22 protein-coding genes and 1 tRNA gene are annotated in these 22,595 nt (G+C 64.4%); 12 read left to right on the top strand and 11 right to left on the bottom strand.

Annotation, left to right across the window (positions count from 1 at the left end):
* Window positions 1–50 precede the first annotated feature (50 nt).
* Together BMI89_RS01540 and BMI89_RS01535 are read right to left on the bottom strand one after the other, a co-directional pair.
* A complete protein-coding gene (locus BMI89_RS01540; protein ID WP_143593785.1) occupies window positions 51–386 on the bottom strand; it encodes a hypothetical protein in 336 nt (111 codons plus the stop codon).
* A 219-nt stretch (window positions 387–605) separates the two neighbouring features.
* Window positions 606–1,265 (bottom strand): glutathione S-transferase family protein, encoded by a 660-nt coding sequence (locus tag BMI89_RS01535; protein WP_078569551.1) that lies wholly within the window; start codon window positions 1,263–1,265, stop codon window positions 606–608.
* A 139-nt stretch (window positions 1,266–1,404) separates the two neighbouring features.
* Between BMI89_RS01535 and ppk2 the strand changes: the two genes are divergently transcribed.
* From ppk2 to BMI89_RS01510, 5 genes are all read left to right on the top strand, one after another.
* Window positions 1,405–2,418 (top strand): polyphosphate kinase 2, encoded by a 1,014-nt coding sequence (gene ppk2 / locus BMI89_RS01530; protein ID WP_078569550.1) that lies wholly within the window; start codon window positions 1,405–1,407, stop codon window positions 2,416–2,418.
* 92 nt (window positions 2,419–2,510) lie between these two features.
* Window positions 2,511–3,113 (top strand): class I SAM-dependent methyltransferase, encoded by a 603-nt coding sequence (locus BMI89_RS01525; protein WP_078569549.1) that lies wholly within the window; start codon window positions 2,511–2,513, stop codon window positions 3,111–3,113.
* 262 nt (window positions 3,114–3,375) lie between these two features.
* Complete coding sequence (locus BMI89_RS01520; protein ID WP_078519779.1) at window positions 3,376–3,819, top strand: cytochrome c; 444 nt, start codon at window positions 3,376–3,378, stop codon at window positions 3,817–3,819.
* A 6-nt stretch (window positions 3,820–3,825) separates the two neighbouring features.
* The gene (locus BMI89_RS01515; RefSeq protein WP_078569548.1) at window positions 3,826–4,422 is read left to right on the top strand and encodes a cytochrome b/b6 domain-containing protein; all 597 of its coding nucleotides are present in this window, start codon (window positions 3,826–3,828) and stop codon (window positions 4,420–4,422) included.
* Between the two features lie 103 nt (window positions 4,423–4,525).
* Window positions 4,526–5,884 carry an MATE family efflux transporter gene (locus BMI89_RS01510; RefSeq protein ID WP_078569547.1) on the top strand — a complete coding sequence of 453 codons (1,359 nt, stop codon included), beginning with the start codon at window positions 4,526–4,528 and terminating at the stop codon, window positions 5,882–5,884.
* On the opposite strand, the gene BMI89_RS01505 is transcribed toward BMI89_RS01510, so the two are convergent.
* The 3 genes from BMI89_RS01505 to BMI89_RS01495 form a co-directional block, all read right to left on the bottom strand.
* Window positions 5,881–7,092: a UbiH/UbiF family hydroxylase gene (locus tag BMI89_RS01505; protein ID WP_078569546.1), complete on the bottom strand. Its 1,212-nt coding sequence runs from the start codon at window positions 7,090–7,092 to the stop codon at window positions 5,881–5,883. The genes BMI89_RS01510 and BMI89_RS01505 overlap by 4 nt on opposite strands.
* Before the next feature lie 204 nt (window positions 7,093–7,296).
* Window positions 7,297–7,524, bottom strand: coding sequence for a hypothetical protein (locus BMI89_RS01500; RefSeq protein ID WP_078569545.1), 228 nt, complete (start codon window positions 7,522–7,524; stop codon window positions 7,297–7,299).
* Window positions 7,525–7,638: 114 nt separating this feature from the next.
* Window positions 7,639–8,340, bottom strand: a complete 702-nt coding sequence (locus BMI89_RS01495) for a pyrimidine 5'-nucleotidase (RefSeq protein WP_078569544.1) — start codon at window positions 8,338–8,340, stop codon at window positions 7,639–7,641.
* Window positions 8,341–8,436: 96 nt separating this feature from the next.
* Between BMI89_RS01495 and BMI89_RS01490 the strand changes: the two genes are divergently transcribed.
* Window positions 8,437–9,090 (top strand): GntR family transcriptional regulator, encoded by a 654-nt coding sequence (locus BMI89_RS01490; protein WP_078519773.1) that lies wholly within the window; start codon window positions 8,437–8,439, stop codon window positions 9,088–9,090.
* On the opposite strand, the gene BMI89_RS01485 is transcribed toward BMI89_RS01490, so the two are convergent.
* Entirely contained in the window at window positions 9,091–11,067 is a 1,977-nt protein-coding gene (locus BMI89_RS01485) for a glycosyltransferase family 2 protein (protein WP_246831949.1), read from the bottom strand.
* 214 nt (window positions 11,068–11,281) lie between these two features.
* A complete protein-coding gene (gene carA, locus BMI89_RS01480; RefSeq protein ID WP_078569542.1) occupies window positions 11,282–12,445 on the bottom strand; it encodes a glutamine-hydrolyzing carbamoyl-phosphate synthase small subunit in 1,164 nt (387 codons plus the stop codon).
* Window positions 12,446–12,615: 170 nt separating this feature from the next.
* Between carA and BMI89_RS01475 the strand changes: the two genes are divergently transcribed.
* The 3 genes from BMI89_RS01475 (at window position 12,616) to BMI89_RS01465 (ending at window position 13,823) form a co-directional block, all read left to right on the top strand.
* The gene (locus tag BMI89_RS01475; RefSeq protein WP_078519770.1) at window positions 12,616–13,080 is read left to right on the top strand and encodes a GatB/YqeY domain-containing protein; all 465 of its coding nucleotides are present in this window, start codon (window positions 12,616–12,618) and stop codon (window positions 13,078–13,080) included.
* An 81-nt stretch (window positions 13,081–13,161) separates the two neighbouring features.
* Window positions 13,162–13,347, top strand: a complete 186-nt coding sequence (locus tag BMI89_RS01470; protein ID WP_078569541.1) for a DUF3008 family protein — start codon at window positions 13,162–13,164, stop codon at window positions 13,345–13,347.
* A 59-nt stretch (window positions 13,348–13,406) separates the two neighbouring features.
* Complete coding sequence (locus BMI89_RS01465) at window positions 13,407–13,823, top strand: hypothetical protein (RefSeq protein ID WP_078569540.1); 417 nt, start codon at window positions 13,407–13,409, stop codon at window positions 13,821–13,823.
* On the opposite strand, the gene BMI89_RS01460 is transcribed toward BMI89_RS01465, so the two are convergent.
* From BMI89_RS01460 to lipB, 4 genes are all read right to left on the bottom strand, one after another.
* Window positions 13,824–14,324, bottom strand: coding sequence for a DUF2244 domain-containing protein (locus tag BMI89_RS01460; protein ID WP_246831948.1), 501 nt, complete (start codon window positions 14,322–14,324; stop codon window positions 13,824–13,826). It abuts the gene before it with no gap.
* Window positions 14,325–14,452: 128 nt separating this feature from the next.
* Entirely contained in the window at window positions 14,453–16,123 is a 1,671-nt protein-coding gene (gene ctaD / locus BMI89_RS01455; RefSeq protein ID WP_078539822.1) for a cytochrome c oxidase subunit I, read from the bottom strand.
* 285 nt (window positions 16,124–16,408) lie between these two features.
* Window positions 16,409–16,840, bottom strand: coding sequence for a c-type cytochrome (locus BMI89_RS01450; RefSeq protein WP_078520032.1), 432 nt, complete (start codon window positions 16,838–16,840; stop codon window positions 16,409–16,411).
* Window positions 16,841–16,954: 114 nt separating this feature from the next.
* On the bottom strand, window positions 16,955–17,629 hold the full coding sequence (lipB, locus tag BMI89_RS01445) for a lipoyl(octanoyl) transferase LipB (protein WP_078569538.1): 675 nt from the start codon (window positions 17,627–17,629) through the stop codon (window positions 16,955–16,957).
* Window positions 17,630–17,830: 201 nt separating this feature from the next.
* Between lipB and BMI89_RS01440 the strand changes: the two genes are divergently transcribed.
* The 3 genes from BMI89_RS01440 to BMI89_RS01430 all read left to right on the top strand — a co-directional run bounded on the left by BMI89_RS01440 (window position 17,831) and on the right by BMI89_RS01430 (window position 22,520).
* Window positions 17,831–19,495, top strand: a complete 1,665-nt coding sequence (locus BMI89_RS01440) for a peptidoglycan-binding domain-containing protein (protein ID WP_078569537.1) — start codon at window positions 17,831–17,833, stop codon at window positions 19,493–19,495.
* 142 nt (window positions 19,496–19,637) lie between these two features.
* Window positions 19,638–19,724 (top strand) — tRNA-Leu (locus BMI89_RS01435).
* A gap of 231 nt (window positions 19,725–19,955) precedes the next feature.
* Window positions 19,956–22,520: a hypothetical protein gene (locus tag BMI89_RS01430; protein ID WP_078569536.1), complete on the top strand. Its 2,565-nt coding sequence runs from the start codon at window positions 19,956–19,958 to the stop codon at window positions 22,518–22,520.
* Window positions 22,521–22,595: the final 75 nt, after the last annotated feature.

Genomic DNA, 22,595 nt, shown 5'->3' with positions numbered 1-22,595 from the left:
ACCGCCCCGATCCGCTTCGAAAGCCCCACACCCCCGAAAACGTCCGGCTCTTACGCGACGCGCGCCATGAGCAGCATCGACCCCACCGCCATCGCGATACCGAAGACTTCCCGCAAGGCGAGTTTTTCACCGAACAGGACGACTCCCATCGTCACCAGAGCCATCAATGTGAAAAGCGCCGAGGCCATGCCCGTTTGTGCCAGCGACACATGCCGCATAGCCAGAAACCAACCTGCTGCCGAAGCGGCGTAAAGCACGCAACCTAGGAAGACAGACGGCGAATGCAGCGCGTGACCTTTATCAACGGCGGATTTCAGAACGAAATCTCCCGCGATCACGATCAGCGTCGCACCCAAACACAGGCTGTATCCAAGCAAAGCAGACATGGTTACCTCGAACCCTCTTCACCCCGACAAAATGACGTAAGGGAAGCTGTATTGCTAAGAGGAATTCACCCCGCTGCGGAAAACCCGACCACTTGGTCAGGGAGACCTGACTGAAAGGCGAAGTTGGGTTGAGCGCCTGCCCATCGCTTGAGCAGAGCGCGTATCCGCGCCGTCTTCGCATACACCTTTCGAATTAGGCGCGACGCGAGGTTCGCCGAATCAAACCGCCTCGGCTTCGCGCTTCTCCCACATCGCGCGGAAGGCTTTGCGGCTCTGGCACAGTTTGATCCAGCTTTGCAGGCGCGGGTAGGGGGCGAGGAACTCCGGGTGGTCCTGCCCGTAGCGCAGAACCTCGGCCAGATTGAGATCGGTCACGGTGAACCGGCCGCCCACGATATGGCTATGCGTCTCGAGATGGGTCTCGAGCGTGGTCAGCGGCCGGGCGAGCGTCGAGCAGAGAGACGCGATCTCGGCCTTGCCTTCGGGCGTGTCCTGCTCCTTGCGGCGATAGACGAAGCTGAGCGCCAGCGCGTCGGTCTCGATCCAGGTCGCGGCGAAGAGCGCCCATTGCTCCATTTGCGACAGTTCGCGCTCGTGCGCAGGGGCGAGCGGCCCTCCCGCCTTGCGTGCGAGATGCAGGTTGATCGCGAGCGACTCCGTCAAGATAAGCCCGTCTTCCTCCAGCACCGGGATCGCGCCCATCGGCGAGAGCTTGCGAAATTCGGGCGAGCGGGTGTTGAGCGGAACCTCCGGCGCGAGCGGATCCTTGAAACGGTTCGCCTGCACGACTCGGCGCAGACGGAACGGCAGGCCCAACTCCTCGAGCAACCACAGCGCCCGGCTCGCCCGCGAATGATAGTTGCCGTAGATCGTGATCATGTCCGTTCCTTCGTTTCGCTCGATTTTGTGGCGTTTTTGCCGCCGGAGGCCCAGCAGACACGGGTTTTTGATGCGTATCAAGGCACATCACGCGGGATTGCGCGATGCTCCGCAAGGTTCAGCCAACGGAGGGATACGCATGAAAGATCAGCTCATGAGCGACGCGACGAAACCGGCCAAGGCCGCAGCCGGGAAGGCAGAGGCTGTCGTCAAGCCGATCGATCCCGCCGAGGCGCATCCCGCGATCACCCCGCCAGAGCCGAAGGCGACCGGCCCGAAGAGCTTCCCGCGCGTCGATCCCAGTGCGGTGCGGCTGGCTTTCGAGACCGGGAAATACCCCTACAAGCGCAAGATGGCGCGCGCCGCCTATGAGAAAGAAAAGGCGGAGCTTCAGGCGGAGCTGCTGAAGGTCCAGAAATGGGCGCAGGAGAGCGGCGAGAAATTCGTGATCCTTTTCGAGGGCCGCGATGCGGCGGGCAAGGGCGGTACGATCAAGCGCTTCACCGAACATCTCAACCCGCGCTTTGCCCGGGTCGTCGCACTCAACAAGCCCTCGGAAGAGGAACTCGGTCAGTGGTATTTCCAACGCTATGTCGAGCATCTGCCGACCGCGGGCGAGATGACCTTCTATGATCGCAGCTGGTATAACCGCGCGGGTGTGGAGCGCGTGATGGGCTTCTGCAAACCCAACGATTACCTCGAATTCATGCGCCAGACCCCGGAGTTGGAGCGGATGTTCGTGCGCTCGGGGGTTCGGCTTTACAAGTACTGGTTCTCGGTCACCCGCGAGGAGCAGCGCCGCCGCTTCCAATCGCGCGAAACCGATCCGCTCAAGCGATGGAAGCTGTCGCCGATCGATCTGGCGAGCCTCGATCGCTGGGACGATTACACCGAGGCGAAAGAGGCGATGTTCTTCTACACCGACACCGCCGATGCGCCATGGACCATCGTGAAGTCGAACGACAAGAAGCGCGCGCGGCTGAACTGCATGAAGCATTTCCTGTCGACGCTGGACTATCCCGACAAGGACCCGGCGATCGCAACGCCGCCCGACCCGCTGATCGTCGGCCATGCGAGCCATGTCGTGCACTCGTCCGAGCATATTCTTGGCGCATCTCTTCATCCCGATCAGCGCCGCGTGACCAAATCCTGAGCATGTGATTGCCGATGGCGATTTCGGTGACCGGTGGGGCTTGTCCCTCCGCCGGTTGCATTCCATGTGAAAGGTAACAACCGGAGGAGAGCATGGGCTGGAACGAAAGATTCGCCGGAGAAGAGTATCTCTATGGCACGACCCCGGCGGATTTCGTGGCGCGTCAGGCATGGCGTCTCGCTCCGGGGGCGCGGCTTCTGAGCATCGCTGACGGCGAAGGTCGCAACGGCACCTATCTCGCCAGCCTCGGAGTGCAGGTCACAGCCCTCGAGCCGTCGGAAAACGCGCGCCGCAAGGCCGCTGAACTGGCGCAGGAGCGGGGCGTGTCGATGCAGACGATCGACGCCGACCTGCGTGGCTATGACTGGCCGCGCGGCGAATATGACGCCGTTCTCGCCTGTTTCATCCAATTCGCCGATACCGCCTTTCGCGCGGAGATTTTCGACGGGATCGCGACCGCGCTCAAACCGGGCGGGCTCGCATTGATCCACGGCTTCGCGCGTCGGCAGCCGCGCTACGGGACCGGCGGACCGGGGGTGGTGGAGCAGCTCTACGATCTCGATCTCCTGCGCGACGCCTTCCCGCGCTGGGAGGTGCTGCATCAGGCCGATTACGATGCCGATCTCGACGAGGGCGCGGGCCATTCCGGCCGCGCCGCTCTGATCGATTTCGTCGCCCGCAAACCCGAGCGGTGATTCCGCAGATTTCGGCATAAAGTCAGGATTTCGCGCGGCTTATACGCGGGGTGCCTGACGTTCCGTCGCAACTTAAGTGCGATTTCTAGGCGATTTGCGCGTTCGATCGGCAATAGGCCGGAACCTGCCTAAGACCCGGTGCCTCCCTATCGTCCCGGTAGGGGAAATGTGTGCCTGCGCACATAGGAGTGTCTTCGGATTGACACGAATGCGTGTAACCTCAAACCTGTACGTTTCTTGCCATCGCAGATTGGAGTTCCACATGCGTAAGCCTCTCCTCGCCCTGACCTTCACCCTCGCCGCCAGTGCCGCTTTCGCGCAGTCGCCCAAAGACGCTGTCGAAGCGCGCCAAGGTTTCTTCGATTTGCTCGGCGCCCAGATGGCCGTGCTCGCGCCGATGGCGCAGGGCAAGATGGACTTCGACGCAGCCAAGGCACAGACCGCCGCCAACAACATCGCGGCGCTCGCGAAGGTCGACATCTCGCCGCTCTTCGTCGAAGGCACTTCGGTCGACGACATGATGGAGACCCACGCGAAGTCGGAAATCTGGTCGAACATGGACCTGTTCATGGAAAAGGCGGATGCCCTCCATCAAGCCGCGGCTGAGATGCCCGATGCGGCAGGCAGCCTCGAGACGCTGCAGCCGGCGGTCGGTAAGCTCGGCGGCACCTGCAAGAGCTGCCACGACGAGTTCCGTTCGAAGTAACGCAGAATGAAAGACACCGCCGCCTCCCCCGCGAAGAAAACCGTCACGGTCTGGGACCCTGTCGTGCGTCTGTTCCACTGGCTTCTGGTGGCGGCTTTTGCCGCCGCCTGGGGTCTCGGGGAATGGGGGCCGAACCAGATGACATGGCATTTCTATGCCGGCTACGCGATCGCGGGGCTGCTGGCGGTGCGTCTGATCTGGGGATTCGTGGGGTCGCGCACGGCGCGGTTCTCGCATTTCCTCTATGGGCCCAAGGAGGTGGCGAATTATCTTCGCCACCTGCCATCGAAGGAGAGCTCCGGCCATGTCGGGCATAATCCGCTGGGCGGCTGGTCGGTCCTCGTGATGCTCGCGCTGCTGATCGTGCAGGTCGTGACCGGGCTGACCTCCGATCCGCAGGATTACATCAACGTCGGTCCTCTTGCGGGATCCGTGCCGGACAGCATCAGCACGAGCTGGGCGCCGAAAATCCATGAATTCGTGGCGACCCTGCTGCTGGTCGTCGTGGGTATCCATATCGCGGCCATCGTCTATTACCGGACGTGGAAGGGTGTGAACCTCGTGAAGCCGATGATCACGGGTAAGAAAGAAGTGGGCGAGTAACCGCTCTCTTGACCGCCGCGTCGGGCGGGGCTAGCGCTCGCCCATGACGAGCAAAGACCCATCCGAGAGCGCGCCACCGCCGCCTCAGCCGCAAAACCAAGCGATGCCTCTCGCCCGCCACGTGCGGGCGATCTTCACTTTGGGTCTGCCGCTGATCGGCTCCAACCTCGCGCAGATGCTGCTCAACGTGACCGATACGGTGATGGTGGGCTGGTATGGCGTCGAGGCGCTGGCGGCGCTGGTGCTGGGTACCTCCTATTTCTTCTCAATCTTCATGCTGGGCAACGGGATCGCGCTTGCGGTGATGGGGCGCGTCTCGGCAAGCTTGGGCGCGGATGACGAGGTACAGGCGCGGCGCGACACACGAATGGGGATCTGGCTGTCGATCCTGTTCGGGCTCGCGATGCTGCCGGTCTTCTGGAATTCCGGCGCGGTGCTGGAGATGCTGGGCCAGAAGCCTGAGATCGCGGCGCTTTCACAGGATTACCTGCGCATCCTCGGCTTCGCCCTCGCGCCCGGTCTCGCGATGATGGTGATCCGCTCCTACCTGTCCGCGCAGGAGCGCACGGCGGTGCTGCTCTGGATCACGCTGGGGGCTGTCCTGCTGAACGCGGGCGTCAACTGGATCCTGATCTTCGGCAATTGGGGCGCGCCGGAACTGGGCGTGCGCGGTGCAGCCATTGCCTCGCTGAGTGCAATGGTGCTGAACCTCGTGGCGCAAGCGATCTATGCCGCGCGTGCGCCGGGCCTGACCCATATCCGGCTGTTCCAGCGCTTCTGGCGACCCGATTGGGAGGCGTTCTGGATCGTTGCGAAAATGGGCCTGCCGGTGGGGCTGACCTCGGTGGCGGAAGGCTCGATGTTTCAGGCCTCGGCGCTGATGATGGGCTGGATCGGCACGATCGAACTCGCCGCACACGGGATCGCGCTGCAGGTCTCCTCGATCACCTTCATGGTGCATGTCGGCCTGTCGAACGCCGCCACCGTGCGGGCGGGCCGGGCGCATGGGAAGCGTGACCCGCGCCTTCTGCGTGACGGGGCGCGGGTGGTGACAGGGCTCTCCGTGGGCTTCGGTCTGCTGACGGTGGCGGTCTTCGTCTTCGCCGGCCCTTGGCTCACGCGGCTCTTTCTCGATGCCGACAATCCGGCGACCCCGGAGATCGTTCTCTATGGCGTTCGCTTCCTGATGGTCGCGGCGATTTTCCAGCTCTTCGACTTGATGCAGGTGATGGCGCTTGGCCTGCTGCGCGGGGTGCAGGACACGCGCGTGCCGATGTGGATGGCGGTGGCGAGCTATTGGCTGATCGGCATCCCGGCCAGCTACTTTCTCGCCTTCACGCTGGATTTCGGCGGCGTGGGGCTATGGCTCGGGCTCGTCCTCGGTCTCGCCTCGGCGGGGGCGATGATGATGCGGCGGTTCTGGCGCGGGCCGTGGTTGCAACCGCGCCAGTCAGTCGCTTAACGTACGCCGAGCCCCGCCTTCATCAGCGTCTTGCGCACCGGCCCGAGCGAATAGAGCGCGCCCAGAACGCCTGCGCGCAGGTCGCGCAGGGGCTGGGCTTCGACCATCGAGGCGCGGTTGAGCAGATCGATCCCCACCTCGCGCGCCTTCACCTCCGGCCAGCGGCGACGGTGGTAGGCGTCGAGCATCTTCGCCTCGCCCAGATGCACCGGGTCTTCCTCGGCCAGCTTCAGAAGGCAGGCGAGATCGGCGAGGCTCATGTTCAGCCCCTGCGCGCCGATCGGCGGAATGACATGCGCAGCCTCGGCGATCAGGGCCACGCGCTGGCCCGAGAACCGATCCGCGATCTGCGTCATCATCGGCCAGACCGCGCGGCGGGTCTCCAGCTTCAGCGGCCCGAGAAGCCCGGTCGAGCGTTCCATGATCGCCGCTTCGAATTCTTCCGTGGGCAGCGTGGCGAGGCGTTCGGCCTCGGCGGCGCGTTCCATCCAGACGATCGCGGAAGAGGGCTTGCCGTCACGATCAGGCAGCGGCACCAGCGTGAACGGACCGCCCGAGCGGTGGATCTCGGTCGAGACATTGTCATGCGGGATCGGGTGGGTGACCGCGAAGGCCAGCGCCTTCTGGCCATAGCGGATCGTCTTGACGCCAAGCCCCGCCGCTTCGCGCACGAAGGAATTGCGGCCATCGGCCCCGATCACGAGACGCGCGCGCACATGGGTGCCGTCGGACAGCGTCACCTCGGCACCGCTTTCGCGGGTCACGAGGCCGGTCGTTGCGACGCCGGGGCGGAAATCGACGAGCGGGTTATCGGCCAGCGCGGCCACCAGTTCGCGGCGCAGGAGCCAGTTCGGGAAGTTCCAGCCGAAGGGTTCGTCGGACAGGTCCGCCGCGTCGAAATCACGGGTCAGGCGCGCGGTCGGGCTTTCGCCGCCCGCATCCACGATCCGCATGATCTGCAGCGGCGCGGCATAGGGCAGGAGCCGATCCCAGATCCCCGCTGCCTGCAGCACCTCGCGCGACGGGCGCAAGAACGCGGTCGAGCGCATATCCGCGCCCTCTGCCGCCTCTTCCGTGACTGGCGGCGTGGGGTCGACGCAGATCGTGGTGAAGCCCGCCTGCCCGAAGGCTGCGGCTGCCGTCAGACCGGCGACGCCGCCGCCGGAAATCAGGATATCGGTGTCGATGGGTGTGCGGGTCTCGGCCATGGGGCGCCTCCGTCAATGTCCGTGCCACTTTGCCCTCCGGCGCGGGCAGGTGCAATGATCCGCCGCCGGGATGCGACGCGGCGACACAGCGAAACGCAAGCCGGGGGTGTGCAGGTCCCGCAGGGCGGTGCGCAAAAAGAAACAGCCCGGATCGCGCGGATCCGGGCCGTGTTCGCCGAGGGCGAGAATTCTTCTAATGCGACGTCAGCCGCCTGCTGTCATCACCACGATGAGGCCGAGCATGATCCAGGTGGCGCCCACGGCCCAGAGGATCAGGCCGCCAAGGCCCATGGTCGCGACCATGCCCGCGGCCAGAGCCACGACGACGAAGGCGAGGGTGAACATGAAAGCCGGCGAAATCTGCTTGTGCTCGGTTTCGGAATGATCGGCCACATAGGCCGAAACGCCGGAATCGGCGGTCGTCATGGTCATAATCGATTCTCCCGTTTGCTGTCTCCCTGACAGGCCACCGTGATTTAAAGATGCATCTCGTTTCGATAAAGATGCGACGCCGTGCCATATTGTCGCAGCGCCGTCACATTCCCTTCATGCGCGCGTGATTTTGCGCAGGAACCCGGCGAGATCGGCTGTGTGATAGTGGATGTGATCCTCCGGCGCGGGGGCAGGGGCGACATGCACGGTCTTCATCCCGATCGCATGGGGATGGCGCAGGTTGCGGGCGTCGTCTTCGAACATCGCACCGCGGTCGGGCGCGATCCCGGCCTGCGCGAAGACCCGGTCGAAAGCTTCGGCGCGGGGCTTGGGGTGAAACTCGGCATGTTCGACGCCATAGATCCCGTCGAACAGCCCCGTCAGCCCGCGCGCCGCGATCACCCGCGTCGCATAGGGGGCCGAGCCGTTCGTATAGACGATCTTGCGCCCCGGCAGGGCTTCGATGCCTGCGCGCAGTGCCTCATCCACCACCAGATGGTCGAGCGAGATCTCGTGCACCTCGTGCAGATAGGGGGCAGGATCCACGTCGTGCTCGTGCATCAGACCCGCCAGCGTGGTGCCGTAAAGCTGCCAGTAGTGGTTGCGCAGATGGTCGGCCCGCGCGCGATCGACGCCCAGCGAGCGCATCACGAAATCGGTCATCTTCACTTCGATCTGGTCGAAGAGCCGCGCCTCTGGCGGGTAGAGCGTGTTGTCGAGATCGAACACCCAGGCGTCGACATGCGCGAACTCGGCGGCGAGATCGCGGTCGGCAGGGGTGGCGGAGGCGGGGGCAGGCGCGGAGCTGTCTGTCATGGGCTGCAAGCTAGGTCGCGCGGCGCGCAGGTGCAATCTGCTTGTCACCGGGGGCGGCCCGCGCCTAATCTCTGGCAGAACGCGAAAGCAGGTTGCATGCAAAAAGACGCCTACACCCTTATACTCGACGCCATCGACGAAGGCGTTTACCGCCCCGGGGACCGTTTGGTCGAATCCGAATTGGCGGAGCGGTTCGGAGTGTCACGCACCCCGGTACGCGAGGCGCTGCAGCGGCTCGAAACCCAGCAAATGCTGGCCCGCGACGGGCGGTCGTTGATCGTGGCCTCACTCGATCACAACCAGCTGGCGGAGCTCTATATCGTGCGTGCCGAGCTGGAGGCGCTGGCCGCGCAACTGGCGGCGAAACATGCGGCCCCCGAAGAGGTCCGCGTGCTGCAGAACATGATCGACGAGGATCGCGGTCAACTCGACGATCCAGAGGCGCTGAGCCGGGCAAATCGCCGGTTCCACCACCAAATTCACCTCGCCTCGCATAATCGTTACCTCGTCCAGCAGCTCGACCTCGTGCACCGCTCGATGGCTCTTCTCGCGACGACCTCGCTTGCGGTGAAGGGCCGGGGCGAGGCGGCGCTCGACGAGCATCAGGCGATTGTCGATGCGATCCGCGAAGGCAATGGCGATGCGGCAGCCTCGGCACTGCGCGCCCATATCTCGCGCGCCTTCGAGACGCGCCTCACGCTCGACGCTGCGCATCACGGCACGGCGGGCCACTGGGCCGAGGCGCTCTGATCAGCCGATAAGCGGCGCACGCGCCAGACGCTGCGGTCCGGGCTTTGCCCCGGCCTGTGCGGCTGCGATTTCCTCGAGAAGTCTGTGCTGCGCGCTGTCTGGCGCTGTGGCTCCATTGGCATCGAAAATGCCGTGGCTGGTCTTGTCCCAGTAGAAGGGCCGCGCGACCAACTCATACAGCGCCTTCCAGCCCGCTAGCGCGCCCAGCGGATAATAGAGATGCAGCGTCGGCACCCATTTGATCAGATGGCGATGTTCCGCACCGCGGCAGGCCCAGGCCGAGGTCGTGATCGCGATCAGCTCGGACAGGAGGAAAGTGCCCATGACGAGCGCAAAGACCGGGCCGGGCAGGGCGCTCGCAATCGGATGCCAGACCCCGAACAGCGCGAGCCAGAAACTCCACAGCACGGGGGCCAGCACGTATTGCGAGAGCGATCCGAGGATCAGGATTTGCACCCCGATGAAGCGTTTCGTTCCGAGATCGCGCCAGAGCTGCACGGGATCGCGCATATGGACCGCCCAGGTCATCGCATAGCCCTTGAGCCAGCGTGAGCGTTGTTTGACCCAAGGCACAGCACGGCAGTTGGCTTCCTCGTAGGTAACCGCCGGGATCAATTCGGTGCGGTAGCCGTGTCGCGCGAGGCGCACGCCGAGATCGGCATCTTCGGTCACGTTATGGGCGTCCCAGCCGCCCAGCTTCTCCAGCGCGTCGCGGCGGAAGAACAGGGTCGTGCCGCCCAGAGGCACGACGAAGCCGAGCCGCGCGAGCCCCGGCAGGAACATGCGGAACCATGTCGCATATTCCACGGTGAAACAGCGTGCGAGCCAGTTTGTGCGCGGGTTGTAATAGTCGAGGATGCCTTGCAGACAGGCGGTCTCGGGCGGAGCCTCGAGAAAGCGTTGGGCGGCGATCTGCAGCTGATCCGGTTCGGGCGCGTCCTCGGCATCCCAGATCCCGATCACCGATCCGCGGCAGAAGTTCAGCGCGTAGTTGAGCGCGCGCGGCTTGGTCTTGATCGGCCCGTCCGGCACCGTGACCACCCGCATCCAGCGCGGCAGATCGGCGCCGGATAGGGCTGCCAGAGTCATTGCGTCGGTCTGCTCGACGACGAGGATCACGTCGAGCAATTCGCGCGGATAGCGCAGCTTGCCGAGCCGTTCGACAAGTCGTGCGGCGATGTCCGTTTCGCGAAAGAGCGGGACCATCATCGAGATGATCGGGAGCCGTCCTCTTGGCGCGCCACGGTCGCACGGGTCAGGGGCGGGATGGCGGCAGGCGATGAGTTCGCTCGCGAAAGCGGCGAGCTTGAGCGCTATGGAGCCTACGAGTGTCAGCATCACCCATGCGAAGAGGATGCCGATCAGGAGAGAAGGTGCGAGCCACAGGCCGAGACCCGTCACCACGAGAAACCCCGCCGCAATCCGGCTTGCACGCTTTTCGTTATGGTCACGGCAGCTCTCGGCCGGGTCGACCTTGATCTCGGCGCGGCGGATCAGGGCGGTCTGCCGACGGGCCAACAAGCTCTCGTGGATGCAGCGTTCCGGAGCCAGCACGAGCCTATAGGGTGCGTGGCGCGCGGGCAGGGCGTCGCGCAGCGCTTCGAAATCCTCGGGCCGTGCGGTCCCGATGAGGGTTACGCCGCCCACGCGCCGCCACGGCACCATCGCATGCCTCAGGCACAGTTCCGCCCCGACAGCGTCGATCAGTCGCGGATCGGGCGGGCAGGCCTGCAGATCGACGACCGAGGCGTGCCATTGCTCGGCCAAGGCCGCCAGCAGATCGGCCTCGCGGACCCAGCCATTGGCCAGAAGAATGTCGCCCAGCCGCACATCCTCGCGTTGCCGCAATGCTGCGGCCTTGAGCAGATCGCCCGGGTCGATCGCACCTCGGTCCAGCAGGATTTGCCCCAAGGGCGGTCGGTCGGCACGGCTGGGTTTGCGGTCGGGCTTGCCCAGCGGATCACGCTTGGATCGCACCAGCGCGCCAGACGAATTCGCCGGTGAAGCGCGCTGCGCGCGTTCCGCTGGTTCTGCTATCGCCGCCGGTATTTCGAGAAGCTGTCGCCGCGCGCCGCCCATGCCAATCCTCGCATCTGTCCCGCAGGGCAGAATGCGAACGCTTGGTTAACATGGTGTTAACGCCCGCCGGGGCCGGTTGGGCATCACGGCGAGCGATTGGTCGGAGTGCAGCTTACGTCTTGCGCGCGCGCATCGCGGTCGCGAAGCGCTCGAAGAGGTAGTAGCTGTCCTGCGGACCCGGGCTCGCCTCGGGGTGATATTGCACCGAGAAGACCGGGCGATCGGATATGGCGATCCCGCAGTTCGAGCCGTCGAAGAGCGACACGTGGGTCTCGGAGACACCCTTGGGCAGGGTCTGGCTGTCGACCGCGAAGCCGTGATTCATCGAGGTGATCTCGACCTTGCCGGTGGTCAGGTCCTTCACCGGGTGGTTCGCCCCGTGGTGGCCGTGGTTCATCTTGATCGTCTTCGCGCCAAGCGCGAGCGCCAGCATCTGGTGGCCGAGGCAGATGCCGAAGACCGGCAGCTCGGTTTCCAGAATGCCCTTGATCATCGGCACGGCATATTCCCCGGTGGCCGCCGGATCGCCCGGACCATTCGACAGGAAGACCCCATCGGGCTCAAGCGCAAGCACGTCCTCGGTCGTCGCAGTCGCGGGCAGCACGGTCACGTCGCAGCCAGCCGAAGCGAGGCAGCGCAGGATGTTGCGCTTCGCGCCGTAGTCGATGGCGACCACTTTCAGATCGTTGCCTTCGGCTTTCTTGTAGCCCTCGGGCCAGGCCCACCGCATCTCGTCCCAGCGGTAGCTTTGCGCGCAGGTCACGTCCTTCGCGAGGTCGAGCCCTTCGAGCCCGGACCATTCACGCGCCTTGCGCACCAGCGCCTCGATGTCGAAGACGCCATCGGGGTTGTAGGCGAGCGCGACATGCGGCGCACCCTGCTGGCGGATCGCGCGGGTCAGGCGGCGGGTGTCGATGCCGCCGATGCCGATCCGGCCGCGCTTCTCGAGCCACTCGACCAGCGTCTCGGCCGCGCGCCAGTTCGACGGCTCGGTCGGGTCCCATTTCACCACCATGCCGGCGGCGACGGGATCGTTCGTCTCGTCATCTTCCGGGTTCACGCCGGTGTTGCCGATATGGGGGAAGGTGAAGGTCACCACCTGACCCGCATAGGAGGGGTCGGTCATGATTTCCTGATAGCCGGTCATCGACGTGTTGAAGACCAGTTCGGCCACTGTCTCGCCCGGGCGGCCGAAGCCCTTCCCGTAAAACAGCGATCCATCAGCGAGCGCGATCAACGCAGTGGGCTTTTCCGATGCGGACTGGCTTGCAGGCATGGCGCGACTCCCCGATGTCAAAATTCGCCGGAACCTAGACGCGCTGAACGCGGGGGTCAAGAGGCCATGAGATAATTGCGAATTGCTTATTTATCAATGACTTACGGATGTTGTGCGCGTTTCGCAATGCCGCTATTCTGACGCCTTCACTGAAGTAGGGACACGATGTGATGCAAATGCGCGATAAGATCGCCGCCGCGTTGAAAGCGGCGATGAAGGAAAAGGATCAGGAGCGGCTCTCGACGCTGCGGCTGGTCAACGCCGCCATCAAGGACCGCGAGATCGCTATGCGCGCCGAAGGCGAGGGCGAGGGCACTGTCGGCGACGCCGAAGTGCTTGCGATCATGGGAAAGATGGTGAAGCAGCGTCAGGAAAGCGCACGCGCCTATGAAGAGGGCGGTCGGCTGGAGCTGGCCGAGAAGGAGCAGGCCGAGATCCGCGTGATCGAGGACTTCCTGCCGCGTCAGCTGAGCGAAGATGAGGTGAATGCCGCCATCGAAGCCGCCATCTCGAAACTCGGCGCGGAGTCGATTCGCGACATGGGCCGCGTGATGGGCGAGCTGAAGGGCCAATACACCGGACAGATGGATTTCTCGAAGGCCGGCCCGATGGTGAAAGATCGTCTCGCCTCCTGATCTGCTTTGGGTCTCTCGAGACTGGGAACAGCGCCCCCTTGTGGGGCGTTTTCTTTTGAGCATTTGTCAAAGGAGGCGGCGATGCCGGCGCAATCGAAAGCACAGCAGAAAGCAGCGGGCGCGGCGCTCGCAGCCAAGCGCGGCGAGACGAAGGTAGGCGATCTTCAAGGCGCGTCGAAGGAGATGTATGACAGCATGTCTGAAAGCGAGCTTGAAGATATCGCGAGCACCAAGCGCGAAGGCCTGCCCGACAGCAAGGACGACTGAGCGGTGCCGCCAAGGCTGTGCCTGATGTTGAGTGACGAGTAATGTGTTTGGAGAAATGGATGGGGCGTCTTCCGGGGTGGGCGGTGATTGGGACTGTTGTCGGGCTGGCGGGATGTGTCCCGCAGCCGGGCTTGCAGGATTTGAAGCGGAGCTATCCCGACCGAACGCTTTACCATTTCAACTCGTCTGCCTTGGGTGGCGAGGTGAGTTATCTCTGCGCGGCGGGCAGCACGCCGCGTGCCACCAAGGCCCGCGCGCGGAAGGCCCATGCCGCCTATGAGGTCGAAATACAGAACTACGGCGACAGGTTCGCAAAGACGCTGGTCTCCGCTCTGAAAGCTGGAACCGGGGCGAGTTCCGCCGCGCAAGAGGTCAACCGGGACAGCGACGCCTGGGCGCGCGAAGCGGCGTTGAAGATCGAAGAACAGTATGAATGCCTGCCCGTGGCCGCACCGGGGGTCGGTATCTCGAAGTGATCAGGGCGTAATGGGCGCGCGCGAGGCTGCAAGGCGGATCACGAGTTCGCGGTGCAGCTGGCGACGCTCTTCCGGCGTGAGAAACGCGCCGATCTCCACCTCGCGCGGGCCGCCGCGCAGGGTGAGGTAGGCTTCGACCGGCCCGCCCTTTCCATGCAGATCAGCCTGCACCCAATGCGGATTGGCCGCCCAGTCGCGCGAGGGTTTGCCCGGTTCGTGGCGGATCAGGTGCAGGTCCGGCCCGTTGAAGGTCAGGACCTCGAGCACCTCCCCCGTGCGATAGCTATGCGAGATCGCCCACCAGACGCCTGCGATGGCGAGCGCGATGAAGGGCAGCAGCCCCCACAGCTCCACATGGCCCAGCAGCGACAGCAGCGGCAGGCTGACCATGACCACCGTGGCCGCGATGAAGAAGACGAAGCCTTTGCGCGGCAGGGAACGATAGGGCCACAGGTGCAGCTGATCGGGCAGGGGCGCAGCCTCGGAGCGGGGCGCCTCCATGGTTTGGCCTTCGGTATCTGTCCAGCGATAGGGCATGATCCGCCCGGTCCTTCCTGCAACCTCTCGCCCTTTTGCAAACGGCCCCGGATCGCTCCGGGGCCGTTCTCGTTATCAGGAGATCTAGATCACTAGTGCGCGTGGGCGTGATCCCAATCCTCGCGCTTCGGGAGCTCCTCGAACGTGTGCTCCGGCGGCGGGGAGGGCAGGGTCCACTCCAGCGTGTCGGCATACTCGTTCCAGTAGTTGTTCTCGGTGACGCGCTTACCCTTGAACAGGGTGTAGAACACGATGCCGATGAAGAACACGAAGCTGGCGAACGAGATGAACGCACCGATCGAACTGATGTAGTTCCAGGTGGCGAAAGCCTCCGGATAGTCGATGTAGCGGCGCGGCATGCCCTGACGTCCCAGGAAGTGCTGCGGGAAGAAGATCAGGTTCGACCCGATGAACATCATCCAGAAGTGCAGCTTGCCGGCCCATTCCGGGTATTGGCGGCCCGACATCTTGCCGATCCAGAAGTAGACGCCCGCGAAGATCGCAAACACCGCCCCCAGCGACATCACATAGTGGAAGTGCGCCACGACGTAGTAGGTGTCGTGATAGACGCGGTCGAGCGGCGCCTGCGACAGCACCACGCCGGTCACGCCGCCGATGGTGAACAGGAACAGGAAGCCGATCGCCCAGAGCATCGGCGTCTTGAACTCGATCGAGCCGCCCCACATCGTCGCGATCCAGCTGAACACCTTCACGCCCGTTGGCACCGCGATCACCATCGTCGCCACCATGAAGTAGCTTTGCTGGGTCAGCGACAGGCCCACCGTATACATGTGGTGCGCCCAGACGACGAAGCCCAGAACACCGATCGCCACCATCGCGTAGACCATCGGCAGGTAGCCGAAGACCGGCTTCTTGGAGAAGGTCGCGATGACGTGGCTGATGATGCCGAAGCCCGGCAGGATGATGATGTAGACCTCGGGGTGTCCGAAGAACCACAGGATGTGCTGGTAGAGGATCGGATCGCCGCCACCCGACGGATCGAAGAAGGTGGTGCCGAAGTTACGGTCCATCAGCAGCATGGTGATCGCGCCTGCCAGAACCGGCAGCGACAGCAGGATCAGCCAGGAAGTCACGAAGATCGACCAGGCAAACAGCGGCACCTTGTGCAGCGTCATGCCCGGCGTCCGCATGTTGAGGAAGGTCGTGATCATGTTGATCGCGCCGAGGATCGAGCTGGCGCCCGAGACGTGCACGGCGAAGATCGCGAGATCCATCGAATAGCCGCCCTCGTTCACGGATAACGGCGGGTAGAGCACCCAGCCCACGCCCGAGCCTGCGCCGCCGCCGCCACCGGGGGCGAGCAGCGAAGCGATCCCGAGCGAGGTGCCCGCGACATAGAGCCAGTAGCTGAGGTTGTTCATCCGCGGGAACGCCATGTCCGGCGCGCCGATCTGGAGCGGCATGAAGTAGTTGCCGAAGCCCCCGAACAGCGCCGGAATGACGACGAAGAACATCATCAGGACGCCGTGATAGGTGATCATCACGTTCCAGAGGTGCCCGTCGGGGGTGCATTCCTCGGCCGAAGCGATGAAGCGCGCGCCCTCGGCGCACATGTATTGCACGCCCGGCTCCATCAGCTCGAGGCGCATGTAAACTGTGAACAGGACCGAGATCAGCCCCACCGCGCCTGCGGTGAAGAGATACAAGATCCCGATATCCTTGTGATTGGTCGACATGAACCAACGGGTAAAGAACCCGCGCGTGTCATGTGCACCCTCGCCGTGAACGGCTGCGTCCGCCATAGTGATCTCCCATTTCTCCCGTCAGACCCGGGTCTCCCGTCCCTTTGGGCCTGAATGAACGGAGGTTATGAATATTTCGATGGCAGGGCAAGAATTCTGCACACGCATCCGTGAAAAAATGTCGCAGTTCTGTCAGGCGTGAGTGATCCGTGATCTCGCGCCCTTTGCGGGCTGTGCGAGCGTCGGTGTGGCGCCGCGCGGGCGTTGCGAATCCGCGACGCTGGCACAAAAAAGCGGACCCCCGAAAGGGTCCGCCAACGAACGCGTGATGCGTTTATGTCGCGATCAGGACGCGGGCGCGTCGGGCGACACTTCTGCCGAACCGAGGTAAGCGGCGATGTCTGCCTGGTCCTTGCGCTGTTTGTAGGCCATGCCCGATTTCGCCTTGGGATCGCCGGTCTGCTCCTCGAGGAACTTCGACGGATCGGTGATGTATTCGGCGAGCAGCTCTTCGGTCCAGACGGCGCCGGTATCGGCGTATTCCTTGATCCCGTCCTTGTATTTATAGCCATCCACGGATGCGACCTTGCGACCGATCACGTTGTAGAGGTTCGGGCCGACCTTGCCGCCTTTGTAGATCGCAGTGCCATCGGGGGCGACGATCGAGTGACAGGCCTTGCACCGCTTGAATTCGTTTTTGCCTTTCTCGACGTCCTGCGCAAGCGCGGGGCTCGCAACGGTGACGGCGGTGATCATGGCAATAAGGCTGAGTTTCATCGCGTCTTCCTTGTTCATTTTGAGACGAAGCTCGGGCCCTCCCGACCCGGCTTTCACAGGGCAGTCACGCTGCCTTGAAGGGCGTTCTAACATGCATGATTGCCTATGTGTCCACTAAACTTCTGAGGTCGCATTTAGTTTACTCACAAAAATGCGACAGAATGTCGCACGTAGCGCGAGATCAAGATCGGCCATTTCGACCGGCAGGCCGAGATCGACGAGGCTGGTCACCCCGTGATCGCGAATCCCGCATGGCACGATTCCCTCGAAATGCGTCAGGTCCGGCTCCACATTGATCGAGATGCCGTGGAAGCTGACCCATTTGCGCAGCTTCACCCCGATCGCGGCGATCTTGTCCTCGCGCAGGCTGCCATCCGCCGCCTTCGGCTTGTCGGGACGCTGAACCCAGACGCCGACGCGACCGTCGCGAATCTCGCCCTTCACGTTGAATTCGTCGAGCGCAGCGATCACCCAATCCTCGAGCTGGCGCACGAAGCAGCGCACGTCGCGTCCGCGCTTGTTGAGATCGAGCATGACATAGGCGACGCGCTGGCCGGGGCCGTGATAGGTGTATTGGCCGCCGCGCCCCGCCTCGAAGACGGGAAAACGGTCGGGATCGACGAGATCCTCGCGCTTGGCCGAGGTTCCCGCCGTGTAGAGCGGCGGGTGCTCGAGAAGCCAGATCATCTCCTCGGCCTCGCCCGCGGCGATCTTGGCCACGCGGTCCTCCATGAAGGCCAGCGCCTCATGATAGGGGACCGGGCTGTCACTTACGCGCCATTCGACCATTTCTTAACCTCACCCGCCGGAATTCCTCACCCGGCGTCAATATTCCTTGCCACATCACCGATTCGGAGCGCAAACTTGACCTATTGGTAAGGTCGCGCACCCCCCGCGCCGGTCACATTCCGACCGGTCCTGTCGTGCAGAAACATGGAATTTGCGGGGCAACAGGCAAGGCCGGAAGTTATTTGATTGGAGGGTTCAGGGATGAAACACAAGTTCGTTCTGGCGGGTCTTGCGCTCGCTGTCGCTACGGGCGGACCGGCAGGGTCGGCGCTGGCGGGCGGCTCGGATATCGTGGGTGGGGTGATCGGAGGGATCATCGGCGGCGCGATCGTGAACGAGGCCAACCGTCAGCCGCGCACGGTCACCAAGCGCACCTATTACAAGAAGCCGACCATGTCGTCGGCGCAGCGCGAGGCCAATCGCGAAGTGCAGGTCTCGCTCAACCACTTCGGCTGGAATGTCGGCACGCCGGATGGGGTGCTGGGGCGCAACTCGCGCGCGGGCATCTCGCAATATCAGGCCTTCATGGATTTCCCGATCACGGGCAAGCTGACCGATCTGGAGCGCACCATTCTGACCACGTCCTACCAGAAGGCGAGCCTCGGCGGTGCTGCGGTGACGCAGACGATTTCGAGCCATCCGCAAGGGATGCGCGGGCTTCTCTTGCAGACACGCGAGCAGATGCTGGGCACGGGGAAATCGACCTACGCTGGCAATTCGATCGGCGGCTTGCCGCCGCAGATCTCTGAGGCCGTGTTCGAGATCGCGCGCAGCTCCAACGTGGAGCCGCAGCAGCTGATGGCGCGGTCGGGCTTCGTGCAGCTGGCCGATCTCAACAATGACGGGCGTACCGATTATCTGCTCGATACCTCGGTTCTGGGGCCGGGCTTCTGGTGCAACGACAAGAGCTGCGCGGTGCGGGTCTTCGCCTCGACGCCGAGTGGTTTCTCGCGCAACGATTTCCAAGCCTATAACGCGACGCCTGCGATGTTCACCTGTCAGGCGGGAGCGTGCCAGAAGGCCGATACGGGTGCCCAGAGCAACGCGCCGGTAACGGCTGCCGCGCCCGCGCCTGCTCCGGCACCAGCCGCGCCGTCCTTCGCGACGCAGATGGCTTCGCAGCCGGCGCCCGCGATGCCGTCCTTTGTTGCACCCGCGCCGGTTACGGAACCCGTGCCGGTGTCGCTTGCGTCTTTCTGCGCGAAGACCAGTCTCGTCACCTCGTCCAATGGCGGCTTCGCCACCGAGGCTTCGCTCACCGATCCGGGGCAGGCCTTGGGCGAGCAGTTCTGCCTCGCGCGCGGCTATGCCTTGGACGAAGGCGCGGAGCTAGAGGCCAATGTCGGGGGCTTCACACCCGAGCAGATCGCCGCGCAATGCCGCGATTTCGGCGCCCTTCTCTCCGAGCAGGTAGCTGCCGTCGGCACCACCCCGCGCGAGGCGACGCTCGCCAAGGTGAAAAGCTTTATCGACGGCTCGGGGATGAGCCCGGCGCAGCTCTCGGGCACCGCGAAGGTCTGCCTGTCGGTCGGCTACCGCACCGACGACATGAATGTGGCGCTGGGCTCGGCGCTGGTTCTGGGTGGACTGGGCGAGGGCGCCTATGACGAATTGGTCGGCCATCACCTGATGCAGGGAATCGGCACGACTGACCGCCCCGATCTCGCGATGGGCTGGTATGAGAACGCGCTTTCGGCGCAGCCGGTCTTCGCGCCCGCGCAGCCCGAACGCAGCGGCCTGATCCGCAAGGCGGCCCTGATGATGAACGGTCGCGCCGACGCCGCCACCGCGCCGAAGCCCGCGATGGCGCTGCCGAGCTTTGCGGCGAAGGCAGCGGAGCTCGTGGAAACCGCGGCGCCGCAATAAACTGCACCCTGCACAGGCCGGGACCGCCCGGCCTGTCGCAACGGCAAGAGCGCGAATGCGAAAAATTCGCGCCAATCCCGAAATACCCCCTTTTCATCCCCCAAGCCTTTGGCTAATACGCGCCACACCAAGCCTAGACAGTGCGGTCGTGGCGGAATTGGTAGACGCGCAGCGTTGAGGTCGCTGTGGGGTAACTCCCGTGGAAGTTCGAGTCTTCTCGACCGCACCATTTCTCTCCTGAAGAGAAAGCTGACAGACCCGAGGCGGGTATTCCCTAGATCGAAAATCTCTCGTTGCAGCGCAGATGCGCGCAGGTCTGTACGTCTCCCGCTTTGACTTTTTCCATTTGGTTTCAATGGACTGATGGTTTCTGGCGAGCACCGTGCGCTCGGTTCAAAGCTCGGTAGGGCCTCTTGCTGATCCTATCCCTCGACAGCGGCTTACCCTGAGCGAGGATCGCATGACCTGCCACATCACCGGAATAGTCACATCCCCAGACGGGACTATTAGCGCCAATTGCACCGTCAGCTTCGAGCGGCTGGGCGGAATCGTCTCGACCGTCGAGCAAGGCGGCGTCACGGTGCGCGTGCCGCGGATCGTCTCTGCGCAGACCGACGCGGAAGGCGCGCTCGCGATCGATCTGCCTGCGGGTGACTATCACGGCACCTGTTTCGGTGACGCGTGGGAGTTGCATTGGGAGTTTCTGGCCCGGGTGCCCGATGCGCCAAGTGAGAGTTTCGCCAATTGTATCGCGACTGCCCCAGAGCAAGCGCCCGCAGATACGCCGCCCTCGGAGGCGAGCGCGGTATATGTCGCGCTGGCGCAGGCTTGGGCGGAAGGCACGGCCCCGGGCGGGCCGGGCACACAAAGCGCGCAGGCCTGGGCGGAGGCTGCGCAGGCCGGGGCGCTATCGGCAGGCGCAGAGGCGACCGCGGCTGCGGTGGCCGGCGCGGCGACTGCGGAGAGTCGGGCGGCGGCCGAACTGGCGCGCGATGCCGCGATGCTGAGTGGCGGAGTTTATGCGAGCGTTACCGACGGGCTCGGGGCCACCGCGGAAGGCGCGCATTTCAGTGTGGCTGGCGAGGGCGCGATTTTCGCGACGCTCTACCGCCATGCGGCCGGAGGCATCGCCGAGGAGGTCGCGAGCTACCCGTCTTCTGAAGCGCTGGCGGCGCGGAGTTTCTCTGGTATGCGCTCGGTCTTCGGCGGCAACGACTTTCGCGACGGCGCTGCTGGATGGGCCATCTCTGGGGCGGACACCATAAACTGGTCCCCCGAGGGAGCGGAGGTCGCGCGGAGCCTGTCGGGACAAAGCTTCGGCGCGATGCTGATCTATAAGGACGTCCCCGGCGCGGGCGTCGATCTGGTCGCGGGGCACCGCTACGCGCTCTACGCCGATTTCGACGCGGAGGGCGATGTCGCTGCAAGCGGTATCGACACGCTCGGCTGGCGTCCCTTCGTGCTGCAATCGACGCCGGGATCGGCGATGGACGCGCTGCGCGTGCAGGTGGGCGAGAGCGGTGCGCCGATCCGCCACCGTGTCGCGCGGTGCTTCATCGCCGAGGCGAGCGCGACGCGCGGCAATCCCTATATCGAGTTCGCGAGCCCGCGCGACGGGAGCGATCAGAACCTCCTGACCTTGTCGCTGAAGCTTACGTTGCGCTGCTTCATGCTGGTCGATCTGGGCGTGGCCGGCGAGCCCGCTTTCGACCTCAGCGAAACGGAGGTGGCCGAGGCGCTGGCGCGGCTTGGTGCCCCCTATCATACGCTGCCCGAGACCGCGCAGGCGATCAGCTTCGACGCGGTGCGTGCGGTCCAGACGGGCTACGCCCAGCAGGCAGGGCAGGCGGCCCGCGCGGATCTGGCAGATATGGCAGAGGCGCTGCGCTCCCCTTGGGAGGGAAAGCGGGTCATCACTTTGGGCCATTCGCTGGTCTCGCAGGTCATGTGGCAACCGCATCTGCGCGAGATGCTGTCGCTCGAGGGGCACTCGGTGCGCGGGATTTCGGGCGGCACCTTGCAGCCGAAGCCGGGCGAGGGTGTGGCGGGTATGTTCTCGCGCGACTATATGGCGGGGCTCGCGAACGACCTGATCAATTTCAGCGATGCGAGCGTCGGGAATGCAACGACGCTGGGTCTGAGCGCGGAAATCCGCGACCGGAGTGCGGCGACGATCTTCTGGCTCGGCGCGAATGACGGGGTGATGGATCTGGCCAATGCAGGGTATCAGACCCTCGCGCTCGATGGGGCGCAGATCGCGGGGCTCGCGGCGAAGGCGGCGGCGCTCTCCGCGGGGCATTTCGCAGGCCCCGCAGAGGGGCTCGCGGCGACGCAAGCCGGGGCCTATTTCACGGTCCCCGGCACGCAGACCGGCTTCGATATCCTCTATGAGCATCGCAATACCGGCAGCGCCGAGGCGCGCGCGGTCTATCACGTTCCCCAGCCCGGAATCGCCTACAGCTGCGACCGGATCATGACCGAGGCCGAGCAGGACGAGTTCGAGGCGCGCAACGCCGCGGATGGTGCGGCGGCCTTCCTGTCTGCACCGCTGAGCACAGGCCATATCGTGACGTATGAGGGGCTGTGGCACACGATGATCGCCAATTATCTTGCGGCGAGCGGCTTCGATGGGGTGCCAGATCATCGGCTGTTCATCGTGCGCGAGCCGCAGGCCTTCTGGTCCTTCGATGGGACGCTCGACTGGCCGCAGGGCCATTTCGAGCGCAACGCGGTGCATGCGCGTGTGGCCGATCGCTGGGGGATCCCGTTGATCGACCTTTGGGGCGAGAGCGGCATCAACCTCGCGACGCGCGGCTGGTATCTCGCGGTCGAGGCTGGGGGCGATCTGCTGATCCATCTCAACGACCGTGGCGGGCGGCTGTGCGCGAACCGGGTCGCGACGCGGATGGCGCAGTTTCCGCCGCTCGATCCGTCGGGGGCATCGGATGGGGTGGCGCTGTCGCTGCCCGTGGATGCATCCGGCCTCGCGCCTTGGCAACCCGACAACACGGTCACGCCGGGCTGAACTCCGGCCGATTTATCTCAAATCGCAAGAACTCTCTCGCGCGCGTTAACCCTGCCTTGGGAGACGCGCGCGATG

Origin of the sequence: Thioclava sp. F36-7, assembly GCF_002020075.1 — a bacterium.
Taxonomy (GTDB): domain Bacteria; phylum Pseudomonadota; class Alphaproteobacteria; order Rhodobacterales; family Rhodobacteraceae; genus Thioclava; species Thioclava sediminum.
Note: the sequence above shows the minus strand (reverse complement) of the source record. Positions and strands in the feature narration are given on the sequence as shown.

What these genes read in the sequence shown, in the direction of transcription:
- BMI89_RS01540 (WP_143593785.1), bottom strand. Translation starts at nt 386, where the DNA reads ATGTCTGCTTTGCTTGGATACAGCCTGTGTTTGGGTGCGACGCTGATC.
- BMI89_RS01535 (WP_078569551.1), bottom strand. Translation starts at nt 1,265, where the DNA reads ATGATCACGATCTACGGCAACTATCATTCGCGGGCGAGCCGGGCGCTG.
- ppk2 (WP_078569550.1), top strand. Translation starts at nt 1,405, where the DNA reads ATGAAAGATCAGCTCATGAGCGACGCGACGAAACCGGCCAAGGCCGCA.
- BMI89_RS01525 (WP_078569549.1), top strand. Translation starts at nt 2,511, where the DNA reads ATGGGCTGGAACGAAAGATTCGCCGGAGAAGAGTATCTCTATGGCACG.
- BMI89_RS01520 (WP_078519779.1), top strand. Translation starts at nt 3,376, where the DNA reads ATGCGTAAGCCTCTCCTCGCCCTGACCTTCACCCTCGCCGCCAGTGCC.
- BMI89_RS01515 (WP_078569548.1), top strand. Translation starts at nt 3,826, where the DNA reads ATGAAAGACACCGCCGCCTCCCCCGCGAAGAAAACCGTCACGGTCTGG.
- BMI89_RS01510 (WP_078569547.1), top strand. Translation starts at nt 4,526, where the DNA reads ATGCCTCTCGCCCGCCACGTGCGGGCGATCTTCACTTTGGGTCTGCCG.
- BMI89_RS01505 (WP_078569546.1), bottom strand. Translation starts at nt 7,092, where the DNA reads ATGGCCGAGACCCGCACACCCATCGACACCGATATCCTGATTTCCGGC.
- BMI89_RS01500 (WP_078569545.1), bottom strand. Translation starts at nt 7,524, where the DNA reads ATGACCATGACGACCGCCGATTCCGGCGTTTCGGCCTATGTGGCCGAT.
- BMI89_RS01495 (WP_078569544.1), bottom strand. Translation starts at nt 8,340, where the DNA reads ATGACAGACAGCTCCGCGCCTGCCCCCGCCTCCGCCACCCCTGCCGAC.
- BMI89_RS01490 (WP_078519773.1), top strand. Translation starts at nt 8,437, where the DNA reads ATGCAAAAAGACGCCTACACCCTTATACTCGACGCCATCGACGAAGGC.
- carA (WP_078569542.1), bottom strand. Translation starts at nt 12,445, where the DNA reads ATGCCTGCAAGCCAGTCCGCATCGGAAAAGCCCACTGCGTTGATCGCG.
- BMI89_RS01475 (WP_078519770.1), top strand. Translation starts at nt 12,616, where the DNA reads ATGCAAATGCGCGATAAGATCGCCGCCGCGTTGAAAGCGGCGATGAAG.
- BMI89_RS01470 (WP_078569541.1), top strand. Translation starts at nt 13,162, where the DNA reads ATGCCGGCGCAATCGAAAGCACAGCAGAAAGCAGCGGGCGCGGCGCTC.
- BMI89_RS01465 (WP_078569540.1), top strand. Translation starts at nt 13,407, where the DNA reads ATGGGGCGTCTTCCGGGGTGGGCGGTGATTGGGACTGTTGTCGGGCTG.
- BMI89_RS01460 (WP_246831948.1), bottom strand. Translation starts at nt 14,324, where the DNA reads ATGGAGGCGCCCCGCTCCGAGGCTGCGCCCCTGCCCGATCAGCTGCAC.
- ctaD (WP_078539822.1), bottom strand. Translation starts at nt 16,123, where the DNA reads ATGGCGGACGCAGCCGTTCACGGCGAGGGTGCACATGACACGCGCGGG.
- BMI89_RS01450 (WP_078520032.1), bottom strand. Translation starts at nt 16,840, where the DNA reads ATGAAACTCAGCCTTATTGCCATGATCACCGCCGTCACCGTTGCGAGC.
- lipB (WP_078569538.1), bottom strand. Translation starts at nt 17,629, where the DNA reads ATGGTCGAATGGCGCGTAAGTGACAGCCCGGTCCCCTATCATGAGGCG.
- BMI89_RS01440 (WP_078569537.1), top strand. Translation starts at nt 17,831, where the DNA reads ATGAAACACAAGTTCGTTCTGGCGGGTCTTGCGCTCGCTGTCGCTACG.
- BMI89_RS01430 (WP_078569536.1), top strand. Translation starts at nt 19,956, where the DNA reads ATGACCTGCCACATCACCGGAATAGTCACATCCCCAGACGGGACTATT.